The organism is Streptomyces sp. NPDC057743 (assembly GCF_042798755.1).
GTDB lineage: Bacteria > Actinomycetota > Actinomycetes > Streptomycetales > Streptomycetaceae > Streptomyces.
Map to the genome: position 1 here is coordinate 98,614 of NZ_JBHVJX010000014.1, position 22,697 is coordinate 121,310.

The 22,697-nt window shown below is 71.8% G+C and carries 20 protein-coding genes and 1 pseudogene; 19 read left to right on the top strand and 2 right to left on the bottom strand.

Going from position 1 to position 22,697, the window contains the following annotated elements; translation table 11 throughout:
* Positions 1 to 70 precede the first annotated feature (70 nt).
* Together ACFVFQ_RS18085 and ffh are read left to right on the top strand one after the other, a co-directional pair.
* A complete protein-coding gene (locus ACFVFQ_RS18085) occupies positions 71 to 2,617 on the top strand; it encodes a [protein-PII] uridylyltransferase (RefSeq protein WP_383416515.1) in 2,547 nt (848 codons plus the stop codon).
* An 830-nt stretch (positions 2,618 to 3,447) separates the two neighbouring features.
* Positions 3,448 to 4,998, top strand: coding sequence for a signal recognition particle protein (gene ffh / locus ACFVFQ_RS18090; RefSeq protein ID WP_383416517.1), 1,551 nt, complete (start codon positions 3,448 to 3,450; stop codon positions 4,996 to 4,998).
* Positions 4,999 to 5,072: 74 nt separating this feature from the next.
* Here ffh and ACFVFQ_RS18095 read toward each other — a convergent pair whose 3' ends face one another.
* Positions 5,073 to 5,927, bottom strand: a complete 855-nt coding sequence (locus tag ACFVFQ_RS18095; RefSeq protein WP_383416520.1) for a methyltransferase domain-containing protein — start codon at positions 5,925 to 5,927, stop codon at positions 5,073 to 5,075.
* 556 nt (positions 5,928 to 6,483) lie between these two features.
* On the opposite strand from ACFVFQ_RS18095, the gene ACFVFQ_RS18100 reads away from it, so the two are divergent.
* The 17 genes and pseudogenes from ACFVFQ_RS18100 (at position 6,484) to ACFVFQ_RS18180 (ending at position 20,814) form a co-directional block, all read left to right on the top strand.
* Positions 6,484 to 7,074 carry a hypothetical protein gene (locus ACFVFQ_RS18100; protein WP_274913006.1) on the top strand — a complete coding sequence of 197 codons (591 nt, stop codon included), beginning with the start codon at positions 6,484 to 6,486 and terminating at the stop codon, positions 7,072 to 7,074.
* Between the two features lie 155 nt (positions 7,075 to 7,229).
* On the top strand, positions 7,230 to 7,670 hold the full coding sequence (rpsP, locus tag ACFVFQ_RS18105) for a 30S ribosomal protein S16 (protein WP_274913004.1): 441 nt from the start codon (positions 7,230 to 7,232) through the stop codon (positions 7,668 to 7,670).
* Positions 7,671 to 7,672: 2 nt separating this feature from the next.
* Entirely contained in the window at positions 7,673 to 7,912 is a 240-nt protein-coding gene (locus tag ACFVFQ_RS18110) for an RNA-binding protein (protein ID WP_003980229.1), read from the top strand.
* 202 nt (positions 7,913 to 8,114) lie between these two features.
* On the top strand, positions 8,115 to 8,660 hold the full coding sequence (rimM, locus tag ACFVFQ_RS18115) for a ribosome maturation factor RimM (protein ID WP_383416524.1): 546 nt from the start codon (positions 8,115 to 8,117) through the stop codon (positions 8,658 to 8,660).
* Complete coding sequence (gene trmD / locus ACFVFQ_RS18120; protein WP_383416527.1) at positions 8,660 to 9,469, top strand: tRNA (guanosine(37)-N1)-methyltransferase TrmD; 810 nt, start codon at positions 8,660 to 8,662, stop codon at positions 9,467 to 9,469. Before rimM ends, trmD begins: the two co-directional genes overlap by 1 nt.
* 132 nt (positions 9,470 to 9,601) lie before the next feature.
* Positions 9,602 to 9,949, top strand: a complete 348-nt coding sequence (gene rplS / locus ACFVFQ_RS18125) for a 50S ribosomal protein L19 (protein ID WP_274913000.1) — start codon at positions 9,602 to 9,604, stop codon at positions 9,947 to 9,949.
* 96 nt (positions 9,950 to 10,045) lie between these two features.
* Positions 10,046 to 10,810 (top strand): signal peptidase I, encoded by a 765-nt coding sequence (gene lepB, locus ACFVFQ_RS18130; RefSeq protein ID WP_383416531.1) that lies wholly within the window; start codon positions 10,046 to 10,048, stop codon positions 10,808 to 10,810.
* The gene (gene lepB, locus ACFVFQ_RS18135; RefSeq protein ID WP_383416534.1) at positions 10,803 to 11,858 is read left to right on the top strand and encodes a signal peptidase I; all 1,056 of its coding nucleotides are present in this window, start codon (positions 10,803 to 10,805) and stop codon (positions 11,856 to 11,858) included. The genes lepB (ACFVFQ_RS18130) and lepB (ACFVFQ_RS18135) overlap by 8 nt, the downstream gene beginning before the upstream one ends.
* Before the next feature lie 121 nt (positions 11,859 to 11,979).
* On the top strand, positions 11,980 to 12,762 hold the full coding sequence (gene lepB, locus ACFVFQ_RS18140) for a signal peptidase I (protein WP_383416836.1): 783 nt from the start codon (positions 11,980 to 11,982) through the stop codon (positions 12,760 to 12,762).
* Between the two features lie 54 nt (positions 12,763 to 12,816).
* Positions 12,817 to 13,545, top strand: a complete 729-nt coding sequence (gene lepB, locus ACFVFQ_RS18145) for a signal peptidase I (RefSeq protein ID WP_383416537.1) — start codon at positions 12,817 to 12,819, stop codon at positions 13,543 to 13,545.
* A gap of 67 nt (positions 13,546 to 13,612) precedes the next feature.
* Positions 13,613 to 14,128, top strand: coding sequence for an NUDIX hydrolase (locus ACFVFQ_RS18150; RefSeq protein WP_383416839.1), 516 nt, complete (start codon positions 13,613 to 13,615; stop codon positions 14,126 to 14,128).
* 38 nt (positions 14,129 to 14,166) lie between these two features.
* The gene (locus ACFVFQ_RS18155; protein ID WP_003980220.1) at positions 14,167 to 14,475 is read left to right on the top strand and encodes a DUF2469 domain-containing protein; all 309 of its coding nucleotides are present in this window, start codon (positions 14,167 to 14,169) and stop codon (positions 14,473 to 14,475) included.
* A gap of 467 nt (positions 14,476 to 14,942) precedes the next feature.
* Entirely contained in the window at positions 14,943 to 15,302 is a 360-nt protein-coding gene (locus tag ACFVFQ_RS18160) for a YraN family protein (RefSeq protein WP_383416541.1), read from the top strand.
* Positions 15,302 to 16,906: pseudogene (locus tag ACFVFQ_RS18165) on the top strand (YifB family Mg chelatase-like AAA ATPase); the annotation flags it as partial. The gene ACFVFQ_RS18160 and the pseudogene ACFVFQ_RS18165, both read left to right, overlap by 1 nt.
* Positions 16,907 to 17,337: 431 nt before the next feature.
* Positions 17,338 to 18,651: a DNA-processing protein DprA gene (gene dprA, locus ACFVFQ_RS18170; RefSeq protein WP_383416544.1), complete on the top strand. Its 1,314-nt coding sequence runs from the start codon at positions 17,338 to 17,340 to the stop codon at positions 18,649 to 18,651.
* A gap of 374 nt (positions 18,652 to 19,025) precedes the next feature.
* Positions 19,026 to 19,862, top strand: a complete 837-nt coding sequence (gene whiG, locus ACFVFQ_RS18175) for an RNA polymerase sigma factor WhiG (protein WP_383416547.1) — start codon at positions 19,026 to 19,028, stop codon at positions 19,860 to 19,862.
* A 412-nt stretch (positions 19,863 to 20,274) separates the two neighbouring features.
* A complete protein-coding gene (locus ACFVFQ_RS18180; RefSeq protein ID WP_383416842.1) occupies positions 20,275 to 20,814 on the top strand; it encodes a TetR/AcrR family transcriptional regulator in 540 nt (179 codons plus the stop codon).
* 389 nt (positions 20,815 to 21,203) lie between these two features.
* Here ACFVFQ_RS18180 and ACFVFQ_RS18185 read toward each other — a convergent pair whose 3' ends face one another.
* Positions 21,204 to 22,658 carry a murein hydrolase activator EnvC family protein gene (locus ACFVFQ_RS18185; RefSeq protein WP_383416550.1) on the bottom strand — a complete coding sequence of 485 codons (1,455 nt, stop codon included), beginning with the start codon at positions 22,656 to 22,658 and terminating at the stop codon, positions 21,204 to 21,206.
* Between the last annotated feature and the right edge of the window lie 39 nt (positions 22,659 to 22,697).

Below are 22,697 nucleotides of genomic sequence, written 5' to 3' on the forward strand. Positions count from 1 at the left end.
GCCGCCGGAGGCGGGCGGCGGGGGACGACCGGAGTGCCGCGGGGGACAACACGACCGAGGAGAAACCGAGTTGATCGAGCGCGTCGAGACCGCAGACCCCGCCGCCACCGCCCGCCCGGGCGGCGACTACCCCGCCGCCCGGCTGCGGCTCCTCCAGGACGACACCCCCACAGGACCCGACCGCCGGGCCACCCTGGCCCACCTCACCGACGACTGGCTCGCCGCCCTCCTGGCCGGCGCGCTCGCCCCTACGGGCCACGACGCGGCCGCCACCGGCACCGCACTGGTCGCCGTCGGCGGCTACGGCCGCGGCGAACTCTCCCCGCGCAGCGACCTCGACCTGGTGCTGCTGCACGACGGCCGGGCCGCCACCGCCGACCTCGCCGCCCTCGCCGACCGCCTCTGGTACCCCGTATGGGACCTCGGCCTGGACCTCGACCACTCCGTCCGCACCCCCGCCGAGGCCCGCCGCGCGGCCCGCGACGACCTCAAGGTGCAACTCGGCCTGCTCGACGCCCGCCACCTCGCCGGCGACCCCGAACTGACCGCCGCGGTCCGCACCGCCGCCTACGCCGACTGGCGCGAGAGCGCCCCCCGACGACTGCCGGAGCTCCGCGAGCTCTGCCGCGAGCGCGCCGCCCGCCACGGCGAGCTCCAGTACCTCCTCGAACCCGACCTCAAGGAGGCCCACGGCGGCCTGCGCGACGCCACCGCCCTACGGGCCATCGCCGCCTCCTGGCTCGCCGACGCCCCCCGCGACGGACTGGAGGCCGCCCGCACCGCGCTCCTGGATACCCGGGACGCCCTGCACCGCACCACCGGGCGCGCCACCGACCGCCTCTCCCTCCAGGACCAGGACCAGGTCGCCGGCGCCCTCGGCCTGCTCGACGCGGACGCCCTGCTCCGCCGCACCTACGAATCCGCCCGCACCATCGCCTACGCCGCCGACGTCACCTGGCGCGAGGTCGGCCGGGTGCTGCGTGCCCGGTCCGTCAAACCGGCGCTGCGCGGGCTGTTGGCCGGCCGCGGCGGCGCCCGCGGCGAACGCTCGCCGCTCGCCGACGGCGTCGTCGAACTCGACGGCGAGGCGGTACTGGCCCGCACCGCCCGCCCCGAACGCGACCCGGTGCTGCTGCTGCGCGCCGCGGCCGCCGCCGCCCAGGCCGGGCTCCCGCTGGCCACCCACGCCATCCGCCGCTGCACCGCCGCCCAGGCCGGCGCGCCGCTGCCGGTGCCCTGGCCCGCCGAGGCCCGGGAACAACTGGTCACCCTCCTCGGCGCCGGCGCGCCCACCGTGCCCGTATGGGAGGCCCTGGAGGCCGAGGGCGTCATCGCCGGTCTGCTGCCCGACTGGGAGCGGGTCCGCTGCCGCCCCCAGCGCAACCCCGTGCACACCTGGACCGTGGACCGCCACTTGATCGAGACCGCGGTCCGGGCCGCCGCGCTGACCCGCCGGGTGCACCGCCCCGACCTCCTCCTGGTCGCCGCACTGCTGCACGACATCGGCAAGGGCTGGCCCGGCGACCACGCGGTGGCCGGCGAGACCATCGCCCGCGACATGGCCACCCGGCTCGGCTTCGGCCCCGGCGACACCGCGGTGATCGCCGCCCTGGTCCGCCACCACCTGCTGCTCGTCGAGACCGCCACCCGGCGCGACCTGGACGACCCGGAGACCGTCGACGCGGTCGCCGAGGCCGTCGGCAGCCCCGGCACCCTGGAACTGCTGCACGCCCTCACCGAGGCCGACGCGCTCGCCACCGGGCCGGCGGCCTGGAGCTCCTGGCGCGCCGGGCTCGTCGCCGGCCTCGTCCGACGCGTCGCCGACCGGCTCGCCGGCGCCCCCGCGCCGGACCCGCGCGACACCGACGCCCCCACCGCCGAACAGGAACGCCTGGCCATCGAGGCGCAGCGCACCGGCGGCCCGGAGCTGACCCTGCGCACCCGCCCCGAGGGCGGGCCGCCGGACGCCGCCGACGCCCCGGGCGCGACCGGCCCGGAACCGGTCGGCGTGGAACTCCTCATCGCCGTCCCCGCCCGCCCGTTGCCCGGCCAGCCCTCCGCGACGGCCGTTCCGCCCGGCGTGCTCCCCGCCTCCGCCGGCGTGCTGGCCCTGCACCGCCTCACCGTCCGCTCCGCCGACCTGCGCACCCTCGACCCCCTCGGCTGCGGCCCGGTGCTGCTGCTGAGCTGGCGGGTGGCGGCCGAGTACGGCTCGCTGCCCGAGGCCGCCCGGCTCCGCGTCGACCTCGTCCGGGCCCTCGACGGCTCCCTGGACATCCCCGCCCGCCTCGCCGAGCGCGAACGCGCCTACGCCCGCCGCTCCCGCGCCGCCCTAGCCCCGCCGCCGAGCGTCACCGTCGCCGCCGGCAGCTCCCGCACCGCCACCGTCATCGAGGTCCGCGCCCAGGACGCGCACGGGCTGCTGCACCGGATCGGCCGGGCCCTGGACGCGGCCGGCGTCAGCGTGCGCAGCGCCCACATCAGCACCCTCGGCGCCAACGCGGTCGACGCCTTCTACGTCACCGACCCCGACGGCACCCCGCTCACCGACCCCACGGCCACCAAGGTCGCCCAGACCGTGGAGTCCGCCCTCCAGTCCCCACCCCCTGCCCCCTAGGGGTCAACTACCGCTCCCCAAGCCTCAGTTCCCGCCCCTTCGGGCGCAGGCACTGCCCCCAGTCGCCCGCCCGCCTACCGCTCTCCAACGGGGCCCGGAGCACCACCCTCCAGGGCTCGCCCCTGCCTCCGAGGGCCCGGAGCGCTGCCTCGCTGGGGCCCGCCGCCGTTCCCTGGAGTCTGACCGTCTCGCCTCTCTCCTCAGGGCCGGGCTCCCGCTCTCCCGTCTCCGGCGAGCGTTGTTGCCCCAGGGGTCCGACCCTCGCCGTCTCAGGGCCGGCCCCGCCCCTCTAAGAACCGGAGTGCCCTCTCGCCGGTGCCCAACCCGCGCCCCTCAGAGCCCGACCGTCTCGTCTCCAGAGGCCGGGCTCCGTTGTCTCGCGCCCGGACACCGCCCCCACACCGCCCCCAGGGGCCGATCACTTTCCTCCAGGGCTCGCCCCCTGCCCTCCAGGGCTCAGCCCCCGCCCTCCAAGGCCCGGAGTGCTGCCCTTCCGGGGCCCAACTCCCGTCCCCTAGAGGCCAATTAGATGCCGACCGTCCCTCTCCGGGACCCAGCCCCCGCCCTCCGGGGTGCTCGGCTCCCGCCTTTCGAGGCTCACCGCCCGCTCTCCAGGACCCGATGACTCGACCGCGTAACGTGCTCCCGGGAATACCCTCCGTCGCCCCCGCGTTGTGGCCCGCAAGGGGCGCCGCTGACCCCTACGGGATCCGTTCGCCCGCCCCCTACGGAAACCGCTCCCCTCGGGCAGGGACGGGATCGCTTGCACGGCCGGATACCCTAGAACCCGACTGGACCTTAGCCCCCGACCCCGAGGATCGACGACCGCCGTGTTCGATACGCTTTCCGACCGCTTGGCGAGTACTTTCAAAAACCTCCGGGGCAAGGGCCGCCTGAGCGAGGCGGACATCGATGCCACCGCGCGCGAGATCCGGATCGCCCTGCTGGAAGCGGACGTCGCGCTGCCGGTCGTCCGGGCCTTCATCAAGCAGGTCAAGGAGCGCGCGCTGGGCGCCGAGGTCAGCCAGGCGCTGAACCCGGCCCAGCAGGTCATCAAGATCGTCAACGAGGAGCTCGTCGGCATCCTCGGCGGCGAGACCCGGCGCCTCCGGCTGGCCAAGCAGCCCCCGACGGTGATCATGCTCGCCGGCCTCCAGGGCGCCGGTAAGACCACCCTCGCCGGCAAGCTCGGCCGCTGGCTCAAGACCCAGGGCCACTCGCCGCTGCTGGTCGCCTGCGACCTCCAGCGCCCCAACGCCGTCAACCAGCTCCAGGTCGTCTCCGAGCGCGCCGGCGTCGCCTTCTACGGTCCCGAGCCGGGCAACGGCGTCGGCGATCCGGTCCAGGTCGCCAAGGACTCCATCGAGCACGCCCGCGGCAAGCAGTACGACGTGGTCATCGTCGACACCGCCGGCCGCCTCGGTATCGACGCCGAGATGATGCAGCAGGCCGCGGACATCCGGGACGCGGTCAGCCCGGACGAGGTCCTCTTCGTCGTCGACGCGATGATCGGTCAGGACGCGGTCAACACCGCCGAGGCGTTCCGCGACGGCGTCGGTTTCGACGGCGTGGTGCTCTCCAAGCTGGACGGCGACGCCCGCGGTGGTGCCGCGCTCTCCATCGCGCACGTCACCGGCAAGCAGATCATGTTCGCCTCCAACGGCGAGAAGCTGGACGACTTCGACGCGTTCCACCCGGACCGCATGGCGTCCCGCATCCTCGGCATGGGCGACATGCTCTCGCTCATCGAGAAGGCCGAGCAGACCTTCAGCCAGCAAGAGGCCGAGAAGATGGCGGCCAAGCTGGCGAAGGGCCCCAAGGAGTTCACCCTCGACGACTTCCTGGCCCAGATGGAGCAGGTCCGGAAGATGGGCTCGATCTCCAAGCTGCTCGGCATGCTGCCCGGCATGGCGCAGATGAAGGACCAGATCAACAACCTTGACGAGCGCGAGGTCGACCGCACCGCCGCGATCATCAAGTCGATGACGCCGACCGAGCGCCAGGACCCGACCATCATCAACGGGTCCCGCCGGGCCCGTATCGCCCGGGGTTCCGGCGTCGACGTCAGCATGGTCAAGAACCTCATCGAGCGGTTCTTCGAGGCCCGCAAGATGATGTCGCGGATGGCGCAGGGCGGCGGGATGCCCGGGATGCCGGGCATGCCGGGCATGGGTGGCGGCGCCGCCCGGAAGAAGAAGCAGATCAAGCAGGCCAAGGGCAAGCGCAAGAGCGGTAACCCGATGAAGCGCAAGGCCGACGAGGAGGCCGCGGCGGCGCGCCGCGAGGCGGCCGCGGCCGGCAACCCGCTCGGCCTGCCGCAGGGCGACCAGGACCCGCAGAACTTCGAACTCCCGGAAGAGTTCAAGAAGTTCATGAAGTGACGCGACGGAACTGAAGCGAGCCCCCGGCCACCTCTCGGCGGTCGGGGGCTCGTCGTTGCGCTCCTGGGTCCCGTCTAACGGGTGCGCGCGATCAGATACCGGAAGACGTTCGCCATCCAGACCGTCCCGTCCGCCCGCTGGTACGACTGGAGCGCTTCGGTCAGCTCCTTCTCCACCTGACGCGGCCCGGCCGCCTCCAGCGCCGCGTCGAACAGCCCGGTCGACAGCATCCCGCGCACCGCGCTCGTCATGTCCGCGTACCCGAACGGGCAGGCCACCCGGCCCGATCCGTCGGGCCGCAGCCCCGCCCGGCCCGCCAGTTCCTCCAGGTCGTCCCGCCCGGCCGGCCGCCAGCCGGCGCCCAGGCCCGCCGCGGGTTCGGTCAGCCGCCGCGCCACACCCAGCACCCCGGCCGCCGCGCACCGCTCCACCGGGCCCCAGCCGCCCAGCACCACCGCGCTGCCGCGCTCGGCCATCGCCGCCGCCGCGGTCAGCGCCCCGGCCACCTCCTGCGCCCCGCCGCAGCCCACCGGATGGAACGCCGTGATCACGGTGAACGCCGCGTCCGTCGGCGCGGCGTCCGCCAGCCCGCCGCTGACCAGCCGGGTGACCTCCGGCATTCCGTCCGGCGTGAGCCGCTCGCGCGCGAGCTCCAGCCGGCACTCGTCCGCGTCGACGCCGCTGACCTGCGCCCCGCGCGCCGCCGCGAGCAGCAGGGCCAGCCCGGAACCGCAGCCCAGCCCCAGCAGCCGGGTGCCGGGCCCGATGCCCAGCCGGTCGTACGCGGCCTCGTACAGGGGGACCAGCATCCGTTCCTGGATCTCCGCCCAGTCACGGGCGCGGGCGCGGGTGCCGGCCGGCGCGGCCGGGCCGGTGCTGGGGAGGTACCCGGTGTTCGCAAGCTGGTGCCGCACGAGCGTGGGTGACATCGATAGCGCCCCTATTCGCCGAGAACCCGAAGCTGATCAGTACCGTCCGCCCCCGTGTTTCCGAGCGTTGCGCCCCCTGCGAACCAGACAACTGCGCAACCGACCGGGCGTCCAGGGGGTGCGCCGGGGATTGGCTCCCGCGCGCCCCTGCGTGCGCCGGGCCGTGCACTCCCGGAGCGCCGTTCCAGGGTGCCCCGAGGCCCGCGGTCCCGCCACGGCAGCGCCGTTCGCGCGCCGGCCCCGCCCGCCGGACCCGCCTCGGGGCGACGGATACCGCGGCCCTACCGTGGAGGAGACGGACCGGCTCCCACGGCATTTCGTACCGTCGGTAACATCGGTGCGGGCTCCGGTCCCGAGGTGCGATCGGCGTACGCCATGTGGAGTACGCGAGGGTACGCGCCCTACGTACCGGCTTGCCACCCGCAGGGCGCCTTCTGTGCAGATCGGCGTACCGCGCACGGGCCACGCCTCCTGCCCAGAAACTGACCGGTACGTGCAAATTATTTGGGATGCCCCGGAATCGGAACACCGGACGACTCCGGCTCGTTGTCACGACGTGAGCACGACACCGCCTGTTCTCGCCGCCGAGCTGGCGCTCGCCTGGGCCGACATTCAACGGCACCACCCCGAGCTGCCGGACCTGGCCGCGCCCGAATCCCTGATCGGAGAGTCCTCGTCCGCCTGTGGCGCCGAGCTCTCCTTTGAACGGCTGCTCCACGAGGCAGTCCACGGCATCGCCGCCGCCCGCGGCATCCGCGACACCTCCCGGGCAGGCCGCTATCACAACCGCAGGTTCCTGGCGATCGCCGAGGAGTTGGGGCTGGACCACACCGACGAGCCGCATCCCAGCAGCGGCTTCTCGCTGGTCACGCTCAACCCCGAGGCCAGACGCCGCTATCGCCCCACCATCGAGCGGCTCGCCAGAGCCCTCAAGGCCCACAGCGCCGCCACCGCCACCGACACCGCCCGCAGCTTCCGCGGGCCGGCCGCCCGGCACGGCTCCTCCGGGGGCGGCGTCCGCGTCAAGGCTGTCTGCGACTGCGGGCGCAATGTCCGGGTCGTTCCGTCCGTGTTGGCCCAGGCGCCGATCGTCTGCGGTGGCTGCGGTAAGCCCTTCCGCATCCCCGAGGTGGCCGCGGTCGGCTGACCTCCGGGCGTGTGGCACAATTGCCAGCTGTACTCGACAGTCGCATAGGACCCCTCTCTCCTCCGACTGACGCGTCCATCGGGGCCCCGAGTACCGCAACCCCACGTGGCATCTCGTTGTGCCCCACCACGTCAAGACCAGGAGACCCCACTCCAGTGGCAGTCAAGATCAAGCTGAAGCGTCTGGGCAAGATCCGTTCGCCTCACTACCGCATCGTCGTCGCCGACTCCCGCACCCGCCGGGACGGTCGTGCCATCGAGGAGATCGGCCTGTACCACCCGGTGCAGAACCCCTCCCGCATCGAGGTCGACTCGGAGCGTGCGCAGTACTGGCTGAGCGTCGGCGCCCAGCCGACCGAGCCCGTGATGGCCATCCTCAAGGTCACCGGCGACTGGCAGAAGTTCAAGGGCCTGCCGGCCCCGGCGCCGATGAAGGTTGCCGAGCCGAAGGCCGACAAGAGCGCCCTCTTCGAGGCCGCCGCCAAGGCTTCCGGTGACGAGCCGAAGGGTGAGGCCATCACCCCGAAGGCGAAGAAGGCCGACAAGAAGGCGGACGAGGCCGCGGCCGAGTCCACCTCCGAGTCCACCGAGGACTGAGCGTGCTTGAGGAGGCCCTTGAGCACCTCGTCAAGGGCATCGTCGACAACCCCGACGACGTGCAGGTAGCCTCGCGCACCCTGCGCCGCGGGCGGGTGCTGGAGGTCCGGGTCCACCCCGACGACCTCGGCAAGGTGATCGGCCGCAACGGCCGCACCGCCCGTGCACTGCGGACCGTCGTGGGCGCGATCGGCGGCCGGGGCATCCGCGTCGACCTTGTCGACGTTGACCAAGTTCGCTGATCAAGTTGAACACCGGCTCGGGCCGGGGAGGGCCTTCGGGTCGTCCCCGGCCCGTGCTCGTATGCCACCGTGGAATCACGGCGCCATGGGATCCACGGTCACCCGCATCGGATCCACCACCGTCACCATCAATGGGGGAACCCCCGCGTTCCTCGACCACATCCGCGAAAGCGGCGGCGGTTTAGCCGCAAAGGGGAGAACAGTGCAGCTGGTAGTCGCCCGGATCGGCCGCGCCCACGGCATCAAGGGCGAGGTCACCGTAGAGGTGCGCACCGACGAGCCGGAGCTCCGGCTCGCCCCGGGCGCCGTCCTGGCCACCGACCCGTCGTCCGCCGGGCCGCTGACCATCGCCACCGGCCGGGTCCACAGCGGCCGGCTGCTGCTGCGCTTCGACGGTGTCGCGGACCGCACCGCCGCCGAGGCGCTGCGCAACACCTTGCTGATCGCCGAGGTGGACCCCGAGGAACTCCCCGAGGATCCCGAGGAGTTCTACGACCACCAGCTGATCGACCTCGATGTCGTCACCCGGGACGGCACCGCCGTCGGCCGGATCACCGAGGTGTCCCACCTGCCCTACCAGGACCTGCTGATCGTGGCGCGGCCCGACGGCAGCGAGGTGATGATCCCGTTCGTCGCCGAGATCGTGCCCGAGATCGACCTGGAGGAGCAGCGCGCGATCATCGACCCGCCGCCGGGACTCCTCGACGACGCCCAGGCCGAGATCGCCTCCAACCGCGAGGACAGCTGATGCGGCTCGACGTCGTCACGATCTTCCCCGAGTACCTCGAACCGCTGAACGTCTCGCTGGTCGGCAAGGCCCGCGCCCGCGGACAACTCGACGTGCGCATCCACGACCTGCGGGAGTACACGCACGACAAGCACCACACCGTCGACGACACCCCCTACGGTGGCGGCCCCGGCATGGTCATGAAGCCCGAACCCTGGGGCGAGGCGCTCGACGACATCCTGGCGTCCGGCGAGGGCGAGCCGGTCCTGGTCGTCCCGACGCCCAGCGGCGTCCCGTTCACCCAGCAGCTCGCCGTCGAACTCTCCGCCAAGCCCTGGCTGGTGTTCACTCCGGCCCGCTACGAGGGCATCGACCGCCGCGTCATCGAGGAGTACGGCGACCGCCTGGACGTCCGCGAGGTCTCCATCGGCGACTACGTCCTGGCCGGCGGCGAGGCGCCGGTGCTGGTCATGGTCGAGGCGGTGGCCCGGCTGCTGCCTGGCGTCCTCGGCAACGCCGCCTCCCACCAGGACGACTCCTTCGCCCCCGGGGCGATGGCCGACCTCCTGGAGGGCCCCGTCTACACCAAGCCCCCGGAGTGGCGCGGTCGCGCCATTCCGGAGGTGCTGGTCAGCGGCCATCACGGCAAGATCGCCCGGTGGCGCCGGGACGAGGCGTTCCGCCGTACCGACCTCAACCGCCCCGATCTGATCGAGCGCGCCGACCCCGCCGCCTTCGACAAGAAGGACCGGGAGATGCTCTCCATATTGGGCTGGGCCGAGCGCGAGGACGGCCGATTTGGGCGGACGAACCAGGCCGTGGAAGAATGAGCCGCTGCTGTCCGCGCCCGGCGTGCGCCCCTGCCACAGGGGGAACGACGTCCGCCCGGTGACCGGCAGCGAACCAACCTTTCCGATCATTCCGCTGATGACCTGTGGCATTGGCGAAGAAAGCAGTGGGTCATGAACCTCCTCGACTCCGTCGACTCCGCGGCGCTGCGCAGCGACATCCCGGCCTTCCGCCCGGGTGACACCGTCAACGTCCACGTCCGCGTCATCGAGGGCAACCGCTCTCGTGTGCAGCAGTTCAAGGGCGTTGTCATCCGCCGCCAGGGCGCCGGCGTGCGCGAGACCTTCACGGTCCGCAAGGTCAGCTTCTCGGTCGGCGTCGAGCGCACCTTCCCGGTGCACACCCCGATCGTCGAGAAGATCGAGGTCGTCACCCGCGGTGACGTTCGCCGCGCCAAGCTGTACTACCTCCGCGAGCTGCGCGGCAAGGCCGCCAAGATCAAGGAGAAGCGCGAGCGCTGAGCCCGCCGCACCGGAGCGGCGACGACCAGCTCCGGTGCACCGCGAGGCCACGCTCGCGACCGGCGTCCGGGCCCGGCCGGATAGGCTCTGGGCCTCATGGACACCGACGCACAGCTCACGGAGCGCGACCCCACTCCCGACCCCGCCCAGGGGTCGGAGCGGCGGTCGCGCTCCGCGCGTTTCCGGGCCCGTATCGGTGAGCTGCGGCACCGGCCGATCACCCTCTTCGCGCTGTGCCTGGCGTTCCTGTTCCTGCTCAGCACCTTCGTCGCGCAGCCGTTCCTGATCCCCAGCACCTCCATGGAGAACACCCTCCGGGTCGGTGACCGGGTCCTGGTCAACAAGCTGGCGTACCGGTTCGGCGCCACCCCGCACCGCGGCGACGTCGTCGTCTTCGACGGCACGGGATCTTTCGTTCACAGGGAGCAGGGGGAGAATCCCGTCACGGGACTGCTGCGCACGGCGGGCGCGGCGCTGGGCCTGGCCCGGTCCGACGACACCGACTACGTCAAGCGCGTCATCGGCGTCGGCGGGGACCGGGTGACCTGCTGCGACAAACGGGGGCGGATCAATGTGAACGGTGAGCCGGTGACCGAGGGGTATCTCCATCCCGGGGACGCGCCCTCCGCCGTCCCCTTCGACATCGTGGTGCCCCCGGGCCGGCTGTGGGTCATGGGCGACCACCGGGCCCGCTCCAGCGACTCCCGTGACCACCTCGGCGAACCGGGCGGCGGCACGATACCGGTGGACAAGGTCATCGGCCGCGCCGCCCTGATCACCTGGCCGTTCAGCCGCTGGCGCGCCCTCGACACCCCTGGGGCCTTCGCCCGTATACCGGCCCCGGCAGGCCCCCATGGGTAGCCACGGACGTCCCCGCCACGGGGAGCGCAGCACCGTCGCGCCGGGCCCGGAGGCCAACGGGGCGCCCGGTGGCGAGGGGGAGATCGCCGGCGCGGCACCGGGATCCCGTCGGGCGACCGGCGGGCGGGCCGAGCGACGCCGGCAGGCCAAGCGCATCAAGCGCCGCAGACGCCGCTCCTACCTCAAGGAAATCCCGATCCTCATCGGGGTGGCGCTGGCCATCGCGCTGGTCCTGAAGACGTTCCTGGTGCAGGCGTTCGTGATCCCGTCCGGCTCCATGGAGCAGACGATCAAGATCGGCGACCGGGTGCTGGTCGACAAGCTCACCCCGTGGTTCGGCGCCAAGCCGCACCGCGGCGACGTCGTCGTCTTCAAGGACCCCGGCGGCTGGCTCAAGGGCGAGCAGAACCAGCCCACCGGCAACCCCGGCCCGATCAAGGACGTCATGACCTTCATCGGACTGCTGCCGTCCGCCAACGAGCAGGACCTCATCAAGCGTGTGATCGCGGTCGGCGGCGACACCGTCCGTTGCTGCGACAAGCAGGGCCGGGTCACCGTCAACGGCACCCCGCTCACCGAGCCCTATGTGCACCCCGGAAACCCGCCCTCCGAGCTGAAGTTCACCGTGAACGTCCCCACCGGGCGGATCTTCGTGATGGGGGATCACCGCTCCAACTCCGCGGATTCGCGGTACCACTTGGACGAGCCGTACCACGGCACCGTTTCCGAGGACAACGTCGTCGGCCGCGCGGTGGTCATCGCCTGGCCGTTCGGCCACTGGCGGTTCCTCGAAGAGCGGGACATCTTCGCTGCGGTGCACGACGCGCCGGGTGCGAGGGCGTCGGCGGCGGGTGCAGCGCATAGGGTGTCACCCGACAGTTTGACCGTACTCCCGACCCCTGCGGAACTCCCGCTCGTTATGGGAGTGGTGGGCCTGCACCGGTTGACGGGCGGGCGACAGCGCGGAGTGAGGAGTGGATGTGGGGGACTTGGCGGTCGGCGCGCGGTCCGGAACCGAAGAGCCCGAAGAGCCGGCGGGGCGCGGTGAGTCCACGTCGCAGGCGGCGAGTTCCGTACATCAGCCACAGGCCCAGTCAGGCGGGTCCGCGCCGGGCCAGCCGCGGACCGACCTATCGAAGCAGTCGGACACAGCGGCCGACGAGGAGGCGATCGGCAGCGTGACCAAAGGCAAGAAGCCGCGTGCCTTCTGGAAGGAACTGCCGATCCTCATCGGCATCGCCCTGCTCCTCGCACTGTTGATCAAGACGTTCCTGGTGCAGGCGTTCTCGATCCCGTCCGACTCGATGCAGGACACCCTCCAGCGCGGAGACCGGGTGCTGGTCGACAAGCTGACGCCGTGGTTCGGCTCCAAGCCGCAGCGCGGCGAGGTCGTCGTCTTCCACGACCCGGGCGGCTGGCTCAACGAGACCCCCACCCCGCAGCCCAACCCCGTGCAGAAGGTCCTCAGCTTCATCGGGCTGATGCCGTCGGCCGAGGAGAAGGACCTGATCAAGCGCGTCATCGCGGTCGGCGGTGACACCGTCGAGTGCCAGGGCACCGGCCCCGTGAAGGTCAACGGCAAGGCCCTCAAGGAGGATTCCTACATCTTCCCCAACGCCACCCCGTGCGGTGACCGCCCGTTCGGCCCGATCCACGTCCCCAAGGGGCGGATCTGGGTCATGGGTGACCACCGGGACGACTCCCTCGACTCCCGCTACCACCAGAACCTCCCCGGCAACGGGACGGTCTCCGAGTCCGAGGTCGTCGGTCGCGCCTTCACCATCGCCTGGCCGATCAACCGCTGGGCAACCCTCCCCGTACCGGACACCTTCGACCAGTCCGGGATCAACAAGGCAATGGGTGCGGCTCCGGCCGCCATGGGGCTCGCCGGCGCGGTACCGCTCGTCATCTGGCGCCGCAGGAGGCTGACCGCAGCGCGTAACCCCAGGTAAGGTGCCGTCCCGGATCTTCGACGCGGGCCCGCCCCGCGGGGCAGGAGCGCTGGGATGAGCGGCACTACGGAACGATCGACGGACGGCCGCGGCCGGACCACGGGCAGCATCCTGTCCGGTCTGGCCGTGGCCGTTGGCTGTGTGCTCTTCCTGGGCGGCTTCGTGTGGGGTGCGCTGATCTACCGCCCGTACACCGTGCCCACCGACTCGATGTCGCCCACCATCGCCGCCGGCGCCCGGGTCCTCGCCGAGAAGGTCGACGGCTCGGAGATACGCCGCGGTGACGTCGTCGTCTTCAAGGACAGCACCTGGAGCGACGTGCCGATGGTCAAGCGGGTCGTCGGCATCGGTGGCGACACGGTCGCCTGCTGCACCAAGAAGGGCCAACTCACGGTCAACGGGACCCCCGTCGAAGAACCGTATCTCCAGGGCAGCGGCCCCGCCTCGCCCGTCGGATTCCGGGCCACCGTCCCCACTGACCAGCTCTTCCTCCTCGGCGATCATCGCAACGACTCCCTCGACTCCCGCGTCCACCTCACCGACGGCGATCACGGCTCCGTGCCGCGCAGCGCCGTCGCCGCCCGGGTCGACGCCCGCGCCTGGCCGCTCGGCAGCGTAGGCATGCTCCAGCGCCCCGAGGGCTTCGCCGCCCTTCCGGGAGGCACCTCGCAACCGGGACCGCTCTCGCCCATCGTCCTGGCGGTCGTCGCCGGGGCTGTGCTCATCCTTGGAGGAGCGGCATACGGGCCGATCGTGCGACGGAAGGGGCGCGGACGTGGGTGAGCGGGAGCAGGAGTTGAAGCCGGGGGCGGAGCGGGTGGCTGGTGATGGTGAGGTGGATGCGGAGCCCCTGACCACTGAGGTTGTTGTCGCCGCGGAGTCCGCTGGGGTGCGCCAGGTCTCCCGCGTCGTACTGCTCGATCCGAACGACCGGATCCTGTTGCTGCACGGCTTCGAACCGGACAGCCCGTCCGAGACCTGGTGGTTCACCCCCGGCGGCGGTCTGGAGGGCGCCGAGACCCGCGCGGAGGCGGCCCTGCGCGAGCTCGCCGAGGAGACCGGCATCACCGGGGCCACCCTCGGCCCGCTGCTGTGGAAGCGCCGCTGCGCCTTCCCCTTCGACGGGCGACGCTGGGAACAGGACGAGTGGTACTACCTGGCACGGACCGACCGGACCACCACCGACACCGCGGGCCACACGGACCTGGAACGACGCAGCGTCTCCGGATTGAGGTGGTGGACCGCGGAGGAACTGTCGGCGTCGCATGAGACGGTGTATCCGACCAGACTCGCCGAGCTGCTGCGCACACTGCTCGACGAAGGGCCCCCGAGTGCGCCGGTGCTCCTGGAGACCGAGAGGGTCTGACGCACAATAGGGGGACGCACGGCTGAAGGGGATCTGCCATGAGCGCCGAGGACCTCGAAAAGTACGAGACCGAGATGGAGCTGAAGCTCTACCGGGAGTACCGAGACGTCGTCGGGCTGTTCAAATACGTGATCGAGACCGAGCGTCGCTTCTACCTCACCAACGACTACGAGATGCAGGTGCACTCCGTTCAGGGTGAGGTGTTCTTCGAGGTCTCGATGGCCGACGCCTGGGTCTGGGACATGTATCGACCGGCCCGGTTCGTCAAGCAGGTGCGGGTACTCACGTTCAAGGACGTGAACATCGAGGAGCTCAACAAGAGCGATCTGGATCTTCCCGGAAGCTGAGAAGCGGCTCCCGGGGTGGCCTGATGTAGGTGGCTGAGGGGCCGGGTGGCTACGCGCGCCGCCTCGGCGGGTGACGGAGATATCCACAGCCGGGCGGTTATCCACCAAGATCCAATAGATCTGAGCGGAGGCGTCACAGTCGGTGCCGGAGGTGGTACCGCATGAACGCCATGCACGCCGGCCAGCAGGCCGTGGACGCAGCAGACGCCGGGAACGACGGAAAGGTCGACAACCCCAGGCGCCAAGAGGGCGCACCGGGAGAGGGGGACAGCGCTCCCAGCAGCCCCTCTCGGCGGTCGGGGAGCGGAGGCCATGGAGGCCACGGGTTAGCCCGCGAGCCCGGAGGACGGCCCGATGGCCGTTCCCCGACGGGCCCCGCGGGGCGGGCCCTGCCTGAAGCCTCGACAGCCCCCACGGTGGGGGCGCCTTCGGCAGCGGCGCAGAAGCCCGCGCAACCGGCCGCCCCGATGACGCCGCGCAATGCCCTCGGTCGCTACGGCGAGGACCTGGCCGTCCGGCGGCTGCTCGAAGCCGGGATGCGGATCCTCGACCGCAACTGGCGCTGCCGCGACGGAGAGATCGACATCGTCGCCGCCGACGGTGACGCACTGGTCGTCTGCGAGGTCAAGACCCGCCGGGCGAGCTGGTACGAGCACCCCATGGCGGCGGTCCGGCCCGAGAAGACCGCCCGGCTGCGGCTGCTCGCCGAGCGCTGGATGGAGCGGCACGGTGGCCCGCCGCCCGGTGGTGTCCGTATCGATGTCGTCGGTGTCCTCCTGCCCGCCCGCGGTGCCCCCGTGGTCGAGCACGTACGGGGGGTGGCGTGATGGGATTCGCCCGCACCTGCTCCGTGGCGCTGGTCGGCGTCGAGGGCGTGGTCGTCGAGGTCCAGGCCGATCTGGAGCCCGGCGTGGCCGCGTTCACCCTGGTCGGACTGCCCGACAAGTCCCTGGTCGAGTCCAGGGACCGGGTCCGCGCCGCGGTGGTCAACTCCGGGGCCGAGTGGCCGCAGAAGAAGCTCACCGTCGGCCTCAGCCCGGCATCCGTCCCCAAGAGCGGCAGCGGCTTCGACCTCGCCGTGGCCTGCGCGGTCCTCGGCGCCGCCGAGCGACTCGATCCCCGCGAGCTCACCGACCTCATGATGATCGGCGAGCTTGGTCTCGACGGCCGGGTCCGCCCCGTCCGCGGCGTGCTGCCGGCCGTGCTTGCCGCCGCCGAGGCCGGCTACCGCCAGGTCGTCGTGCCGGAACAGACCGTCGCCGAAGCCTCGCTCGTCCCCGGCGTCGCCGTCCTCGGCATCCGCAGCCTGCGGCAACTCATCGCCGTGCTCACCGACGAACCGGTCCCCGAAGAGGACAACCCCCTCGCCGAAGGCCGCCCCGACCCGCTCCTCGCCGGGCTCGTCATGCCCGGCAACGGCGTCACCGCCGGCCTGCCGTCCAGCGAACACACCCCCGATCTCGCCGACGTCGCGGGTCAGCACAACGCTCGACGCGCCCTCGAAGTGGCCGCCGCCGGGCGCCACCACATCTTCTTCAAGGGCCCACCGGGCGCCGGCAAAACCATGCTCGCCGAGCGGCTCCCGGGGCTACTGCCAGCCCTGACACCCAAGGAATCCCTGGAGGTCACCGCCGTCCACTCGGTCGCCGGCACCCTTCCGCCCGGACAGCCTCTGGTCCACCGCCCGCCCTACTGCGCCCCGCATCACTCCGCCACCATGGCCTCCCTGGTCGGCGGCGGGACCGGCCTGCCTCGCCCAGGGGCGGTATCCCTCGCCCACCACGGCGTACTGTTCGTCGACGAAGCGGCCGAATGCAGCCCGCGGGTCCTGGACGCGCTTCGCCAACCACTCGAATCCGGCCATGTCGTGGTGGCCCGCGCCGGCGGAATGATGCGGATGCCCGCGCGGTTCCTGCTCGCCCTTGCGGCCAACCCATGCCCCTGCGGGCGGCACGGCACCACCGCCGGCGGCTGCGAATGCCGACCTTCCTCGATCCGTAGGTACCGCGCCCGGCTCTCGGGACCGTTGATGGACCGCATCGATCTCCGGATCGCCGTGGAGCCGGTCGCCCGCGCCGAACTGATCACCCTCGGCCGCAGCGCCGAATCCACCGCCACCGTCGCCGAACGCGTCCGCGCCGCCCGCGAACGCGCAGCGGCCCGCTTCGCCGACACACCCTGGCAGACCAACAGCGAGGTGCCGGGGCACGAACTGCGGACCCGCTGGCCCGTACACCACGGCGCGCTCAACCAGGCCGAACGCGACCTGGAATGCGGCCTCTTGACGGCCCGTGGGCTCGACCGGGTCCTCCGCGTCGCCTGGACCGCCGCCGACCTCGCGGGCCGCGACCGCCCGACCAAAGAGGACGTCAACTGGGCGCTGGAGCTCCGCACGGGCGTACGGCGCGGGGCCGTCACGACCCAGGCGGGCACGACGGCGCGCGCCGGCACGGGCGGCGGAGCGAGAGCGTCCACTGCTACCGGGGCGAGCCTGTGCGTCGATACCGACGTGCAGCCAACGGCAGGGACGGAACGGACCCCGGTTGCCGCGTCGGAGGGGCAACCGGGGGCGAGGACGGAGCCGGAGACCAGTGGGACGGGGACGAGCGCGATGAGGACGGGAGCGGAGCAGCCGGCGACGGCAGTGCCCAGGACGGGGCGACCGTTGCGAACGGCCCAGGGGGAGAGGCTCAAGAAGACGCAGGATCACAGGCCGCGGATCGCTCTCGTCCGCCCGGTGGATGGCGGGGAGGAGCGATGAACACCGTCGACGAATGGGGCTTCGTCACGAATGGGACGGGGGAGGAGCCCGTATCGGGAGCGAGTTCGGGGCCTGGAGCGGAGCCAGAATCCGGCGCCGGGATGAGGCCAGAACCGGTCGTGGGGCGCAGCAAGCGGTGCCCCACCCACAATGCCCTGGCAAAACCAGGCCGTTCCGGTGGGGCGTCCGGCGGGCCGCCCCGTGCGCTGCCCGCTGGGGCCGCCCGGAAGCGCGCCGCTCCCCGTACCGCATCCGCAGCTTCCCGAAGCTACGAACCGCAGCGAGCCGCCCGCGCCGCGCTCACCCGGATTCTCGAACCGGGTGACGAAACCGCCGGCCGCTGGCTGCGCGAGCTGGGCCCCGTCGCCCTCTGGCACGCGCTGTCCGAAGAGGATGCGCCCCCACCCGTCGGCGCCAGCCCGACCAAGTTCGCGGGCCTCCGGCTGCGCGCGGCGCGAGCCCGCCCCGCCGCCGACCTCGCCGCCGTCGCCGCGCTCGGCGGGCGCTTCATCTGCCCGGGCGACGAGGAATGGCCCAGTCAACTGGACGACCTCGGCGACGCCCGGCCCATCGGCCTCTGGGCGCGCGGCGCGGCCAACTTACGGATCTGGGCGCTCCGCTCGGTCGCCGTGGTCGGAGCGCGGGCCTGCACCGACTACGGCGCCCACCTCGCCACCACCCTCGGCGCGGGGCTCGCCGAACGCGGCTGGACCATCGTCTCCGGAGCGGCGTACGGCGTGGACGGCGCTGCCCATCGCGGCGCGCTCGCCGCGGACGGCCCGACCATCGCCGTGCTCGCCTCGGGCATCGACCACCCTTATCCGCGCGGACACACCGAGTTGATCGACCGGATCGCCGAACAGGGGCTGGTCATCGCCGAGTTGCCACCGGGAGACCATCCCACCCGGAGCCGCTTCGTCCAACGCAACCGCGTCATCGCCGCCCTGACCCGCGGCACCGTAGTCGTGGAGGCCGAACTCCGCAGCGGATCACTGGTCACCGCCCGACGAGCGTTGGATCTCGGACGCTTCACGATGGGCATGCCAGGGCCGATCACCAGCGGGCTCTCCGCCGGGGTGCACCAACTCCTGCGCGGCGAGGCGGCGGTGGTCACCGACGCCGACGAGGTCATCGAACTCGTCGGCAGCATCGGTGAGCTGGCCCCCGAGCGCCGCGGCCCGACGCTCGCCCGCGATCTGTTGGACCCGGTCGCCCTCCGGGTGCTCGAAGCCGTACCCGCACGTGGCGGCGCCGATGCCGCCCACTTGGCCCGGGAGTCGGGCACGCCTCGCGATCTCACCCAGGGCAAGCTCTTCGAGCTCCACGCCCTCGGATTCGTTCAAAGGTGCGGTGAGAGCTGGGAGTTGGTGCGACGGGCCAACTCGACCGAAGGTTCCCGGCGAGGCGGTACTTGACCTGGCGCGAACGGGTGAAAGGGTGAGGGGAATGACCGCAGAAGCCAGATTTGCCGTGCTTCGGCGTATGCGGCAGGCCCGTTGGACGCCCGCGATACGACACGGCGCACGCAAAGGATTCCGCCCGTTGCACCACCTCGCCCGCCCCCACCGCTCCCCAGGGGCGCACTCCCGGCGCACGCGCCTCCGGCGCTCCGTCCGAGTGCCGCCGTGTCGCGCAAAGTAACCCTGGGGTGCGGGCAGCGGAACGTATCTGCGCACACCCAACCTGCCTTCCTCGCACACCGCGACGCCGCGGTCACGCTACGCTCACGACAGTTCAAGCCTCATACATCCATCCACCCCCGTCTCGGCAGAACGGCTCAAGGCGACGAATGCCCCAGCACACCTCCGGGTCTGACCGCGCGGCAGCACCACCCGCCGCGCGCGGCAGCGTGCGCCCCGCCCCGCCCACCTCGCTCGACGAGCTGTGGCGCTCCTACAAGGCGTCAGGCGACGGACGCCTGCGGGAACAACTGATCCTGCACTACTCGCCGCTGGTCAAATATGTCGCCGGCCGCGTCAGCGTCGGACTGCCGCCCAACGTCGAGCAGGCCGACTTCGTCTCCTCCGGAGTCTTCGGACTCATCGATGCCATCGAGAAGTTCGAGCCCGAACGCTCCATCAAGTTCGAGACGTACGCCATCACCCGCATCCGCGGCGCGATGATCGACGAACTACGCGCCCTGGACTGGATCCCACGATCCGTACGCCAGAAGGCCCGGGCCGTGGAACGTGCCTACGCCACCCTCGAAGCGCAGCTGCGTCGCACCCCGACCGAGGCGGAGGTCGCCGACGAGATGGGCATCCCGCTCGAAGAACTCCACGGCGTCTTCAGCCAGCTGTCCCTGGCGAACGTCGTCGCGTTGGAAGAGCTCCTCCACGTCGGAGGCGAGGGCGGGGAGCGCCTGAGCCTGATGGACACCCTGGAGGACACCGCCGCCGAGAACCCGGTCGAGATCGCCGAGGACCGCGAACTGCGGCGGCTGCTGGCTCGCGCCATCAACACCCTGCCCGACCGCGAAAAGACCGTGGTCACCCTCTACTACTACGAGGGCCTCACCCTCGCCGAGATCGGCAACGTGCTTGGTGTCACCGAGAGCAGGGTCAGCCAGATCCACACCAAGTCCGTACTCCAGCTCCGCGCGAAGCTGGCGGACGTCGGGCGTTGAGAGCGGGCGAGCGTCCGGGATGGGGCGGGTGAGCGACGGTCCGTCGTACGGGCGCGGGGCTTCGGGGATCGCAGGTTCATGGGGCTACTGGATTGTTCGCCGGATCTTGGGCCGTGGTGGGTCGGGCTGGCTGGGTGCAAGTGGTTTGTGGCGGCGCGTTGAGGTGGGGAGCTTGGCGGCTGCGGGCGCTGTCCCTGTCCGGGGGCCGCTTCCCAACCAAGCGAGGCAGTGGCCCGGAAGGAGGGGTGTAAGGGTCGGGAGGGGAAGTTGCGACCTCGCGCCCGCATCGATGTGCTGATGACCCGCGTCACAACGATCCGTGTCGCGATGCGGAGTGCCGCGACGAGGACGCCATCCGTACAGTGGTGACGTGCCCAGGATTCGAGCGGCCTCGGTGGCCGAGCACCGGACGATGCAGCGCGGCGCCCTCTTGGACGCCGCCCGCACACTGCTGTCCGAGGGCGGAACGGAGGCGCTGACCTTCCCCGCCCTCGCCGAGCGCACAGGACTCGCGCGCTCCTCCGTATACGAGTACTTCCGCTCCCGCGCGGCTGTCGTCGAAGAACTGTGCGCCGTCGACTTTCCCGTGTGGGCCGCGGAGGTCGAGTCGGCAATGGAGAGCGCCGAGACGCCCGAAGGGAAGGTCGAGGCGTATGTGCGCCGGCAACTCGCCCTGGTCGGCGACCGCCGTCACCGCGCCGTCGTTGCCATCTCCGCCGGTGAACTCGACGCGGGCGCACGGGAGAAGATCCGCGCGGCGCACGGCGGACTGATCGCCATGATCGTCTATGCGCTGGCCACCCTTGGTCACGCACAGCCCCGCCTCGCCGCGATGCTGCTCCAGGGAGTCGTCGACGCCGCGGTCCGCCGCATCGAACTCGGCGCCGCCGAGAACCCGGAAGAGATCACGGAGGCGGCGGTGGCAATGGCCCTCAACGGGGTGCGCGGCTGAACTCCGGTGTGGGGCGGGGGCTTCTAGTGGGACGGTGAGGTCGCTGTGGCTGTGGCTGGGGGATGGGCGTGGGGGAGGGGTGGCTCGCTCCCGAGCTTCTGAGCCCCCCGCCTCCCCCCCGCCTCCTCCACCTCCCCCAACTGGTCGTTCGCCCGCAGCCCGCAGCCCGCAGCCCGCAGCCCGCAGCCCGCAGCCCGCAGCCCGCAGCCCGCAGCCCGCAGCCCGCAGCCCGCAGCCCGCAGGAGCGTCGCGTGTTGGGCTAGCTCTGCAGCGTTGAGTGGCCGGCGTCGGCAGGCTCAACAGGGCTGTACGGGGCAGCGCATCTCTGTATCGGTCGGAGCGTCTCGCGCTGAACTCGCCCTGCAACTTCTCTCTCCCTACGTGTCTCCCTACGTGCGTTTCGCTCTCCACGGTTTCCGCCCTCCGTCACGCTGTACGAGGCCCAACCGCCGCTTCCCGCTGCCAGTGCACGAGGCAGCGCCGCGCCGCGTAACTCGTTCCTTCCTCTCTGTGGATCCGCGGAGGCGGCCCAAGGCCCACAGGGCGGCGCCGGCGAGGGCGAGAGCGCCGAGCAAGGCTGCACCAGTAGCGTCCGCCGATGTGTTCGTGCCTCCATGAGTGGTGAGGGCCGGTTGTTCACGATGTGGACGGGGCGGTCCGGCCTCCGGTACGGCGTTGGGTTCGGGGATGCCGAAGATCGGGAGCAGGCGTGAGTGGGCGCCGTGGAGTATGGCCGGTGGCAGTAGCGAGAGTGGGTTCAGATAGGTCGTGCCACGTAGTAGGCCCCAATGGAGACATGGGGCGCGGCAGTGGTAGGGGCCGCCTTCCAGAACACCGACGGGCTGGCCGGCGGCGACCTGTTGGCCCTTGTGGGCGGAGGCGCGGACCGGTTCGTAGGTGGTGTGTAACGGTGGGTGGCCCGAGTCGGACACCTCGATGGTGAGGACGCCGCGGCCGGCGACGGTACCGGCGAATGTGATCTGTCCAGGCGCAGCAGCTTTGACGACTGCGCCCGTGGGCGCTGCCAGGTCGACGCCTCTGTGTCCTGCGGCCCAGGGGGTTGGAGGTGGCTCCCAGCCGCGCAGCACTGTGGGCGGTGCCCCGCCGGGGCCGTCGACTGGCCAGGAGCGGTCCGCCGTCGAAGCTGCCGGTCGGGCAGCCAGCTTCGCTCCGGCCTTGGTCAGGGGAGGTGGCGCGGTGGTCATCGGCGACGCTGCGTCGGCCACTCCAGCCGTACCGATCGCTTCTACGGACGCCCCGACGCACAGTACGCATAAGCACAGAGCACACACAGCGCGCAGAGCGCACAGCGTGAGCGGACGGAGCAACGGAAGGAGCGGGCGTCGGCTGCCGCCTTGGTGGCTCAGGCTTGAGGGTTGCACCCCGACGCGATCTCGGCTCGGTTTTTGAGTCGATGCCGAGGCGAATCCGTGAGTTGGAGTGGGAGCTGGCTCCGGAGCTGACGCTGAACCCGGGCCCGGCCCCGGCCCCGGGCTCAGCCCCTCAACTGATGTCCGTCCCGAACCCGCCACGGACACAGGCGCGGACACGGACACGGAGACAGAAGACGCAACAAGGGGCGCGGACTCGATAGGTGGTCGCACTCTCTTGGTTGGGTGCTCCCTGGCCGGGGACACCCCAAGCGCCTGGTCCGCAGGCGGTCCGTGGCGGACCTGCTGGTTACGGCGAAAGCCCGGTGAGCCTCCGCGCCCAGGGAGTTGCCGTAGTTCGACGTTGGGCCTTTGCGGGTGGGCGGAGCGTCGTGGGTGGGTCACGTTGCGTCGTCGGGAAAGTGGGGGCGTGGCGTGGAGCCGCCGGTTGGTCGGATCGGTGAGTCGTCGCATGTTTTGACGATGGCGGATGCGGGGCCGGCGCGGGGATCT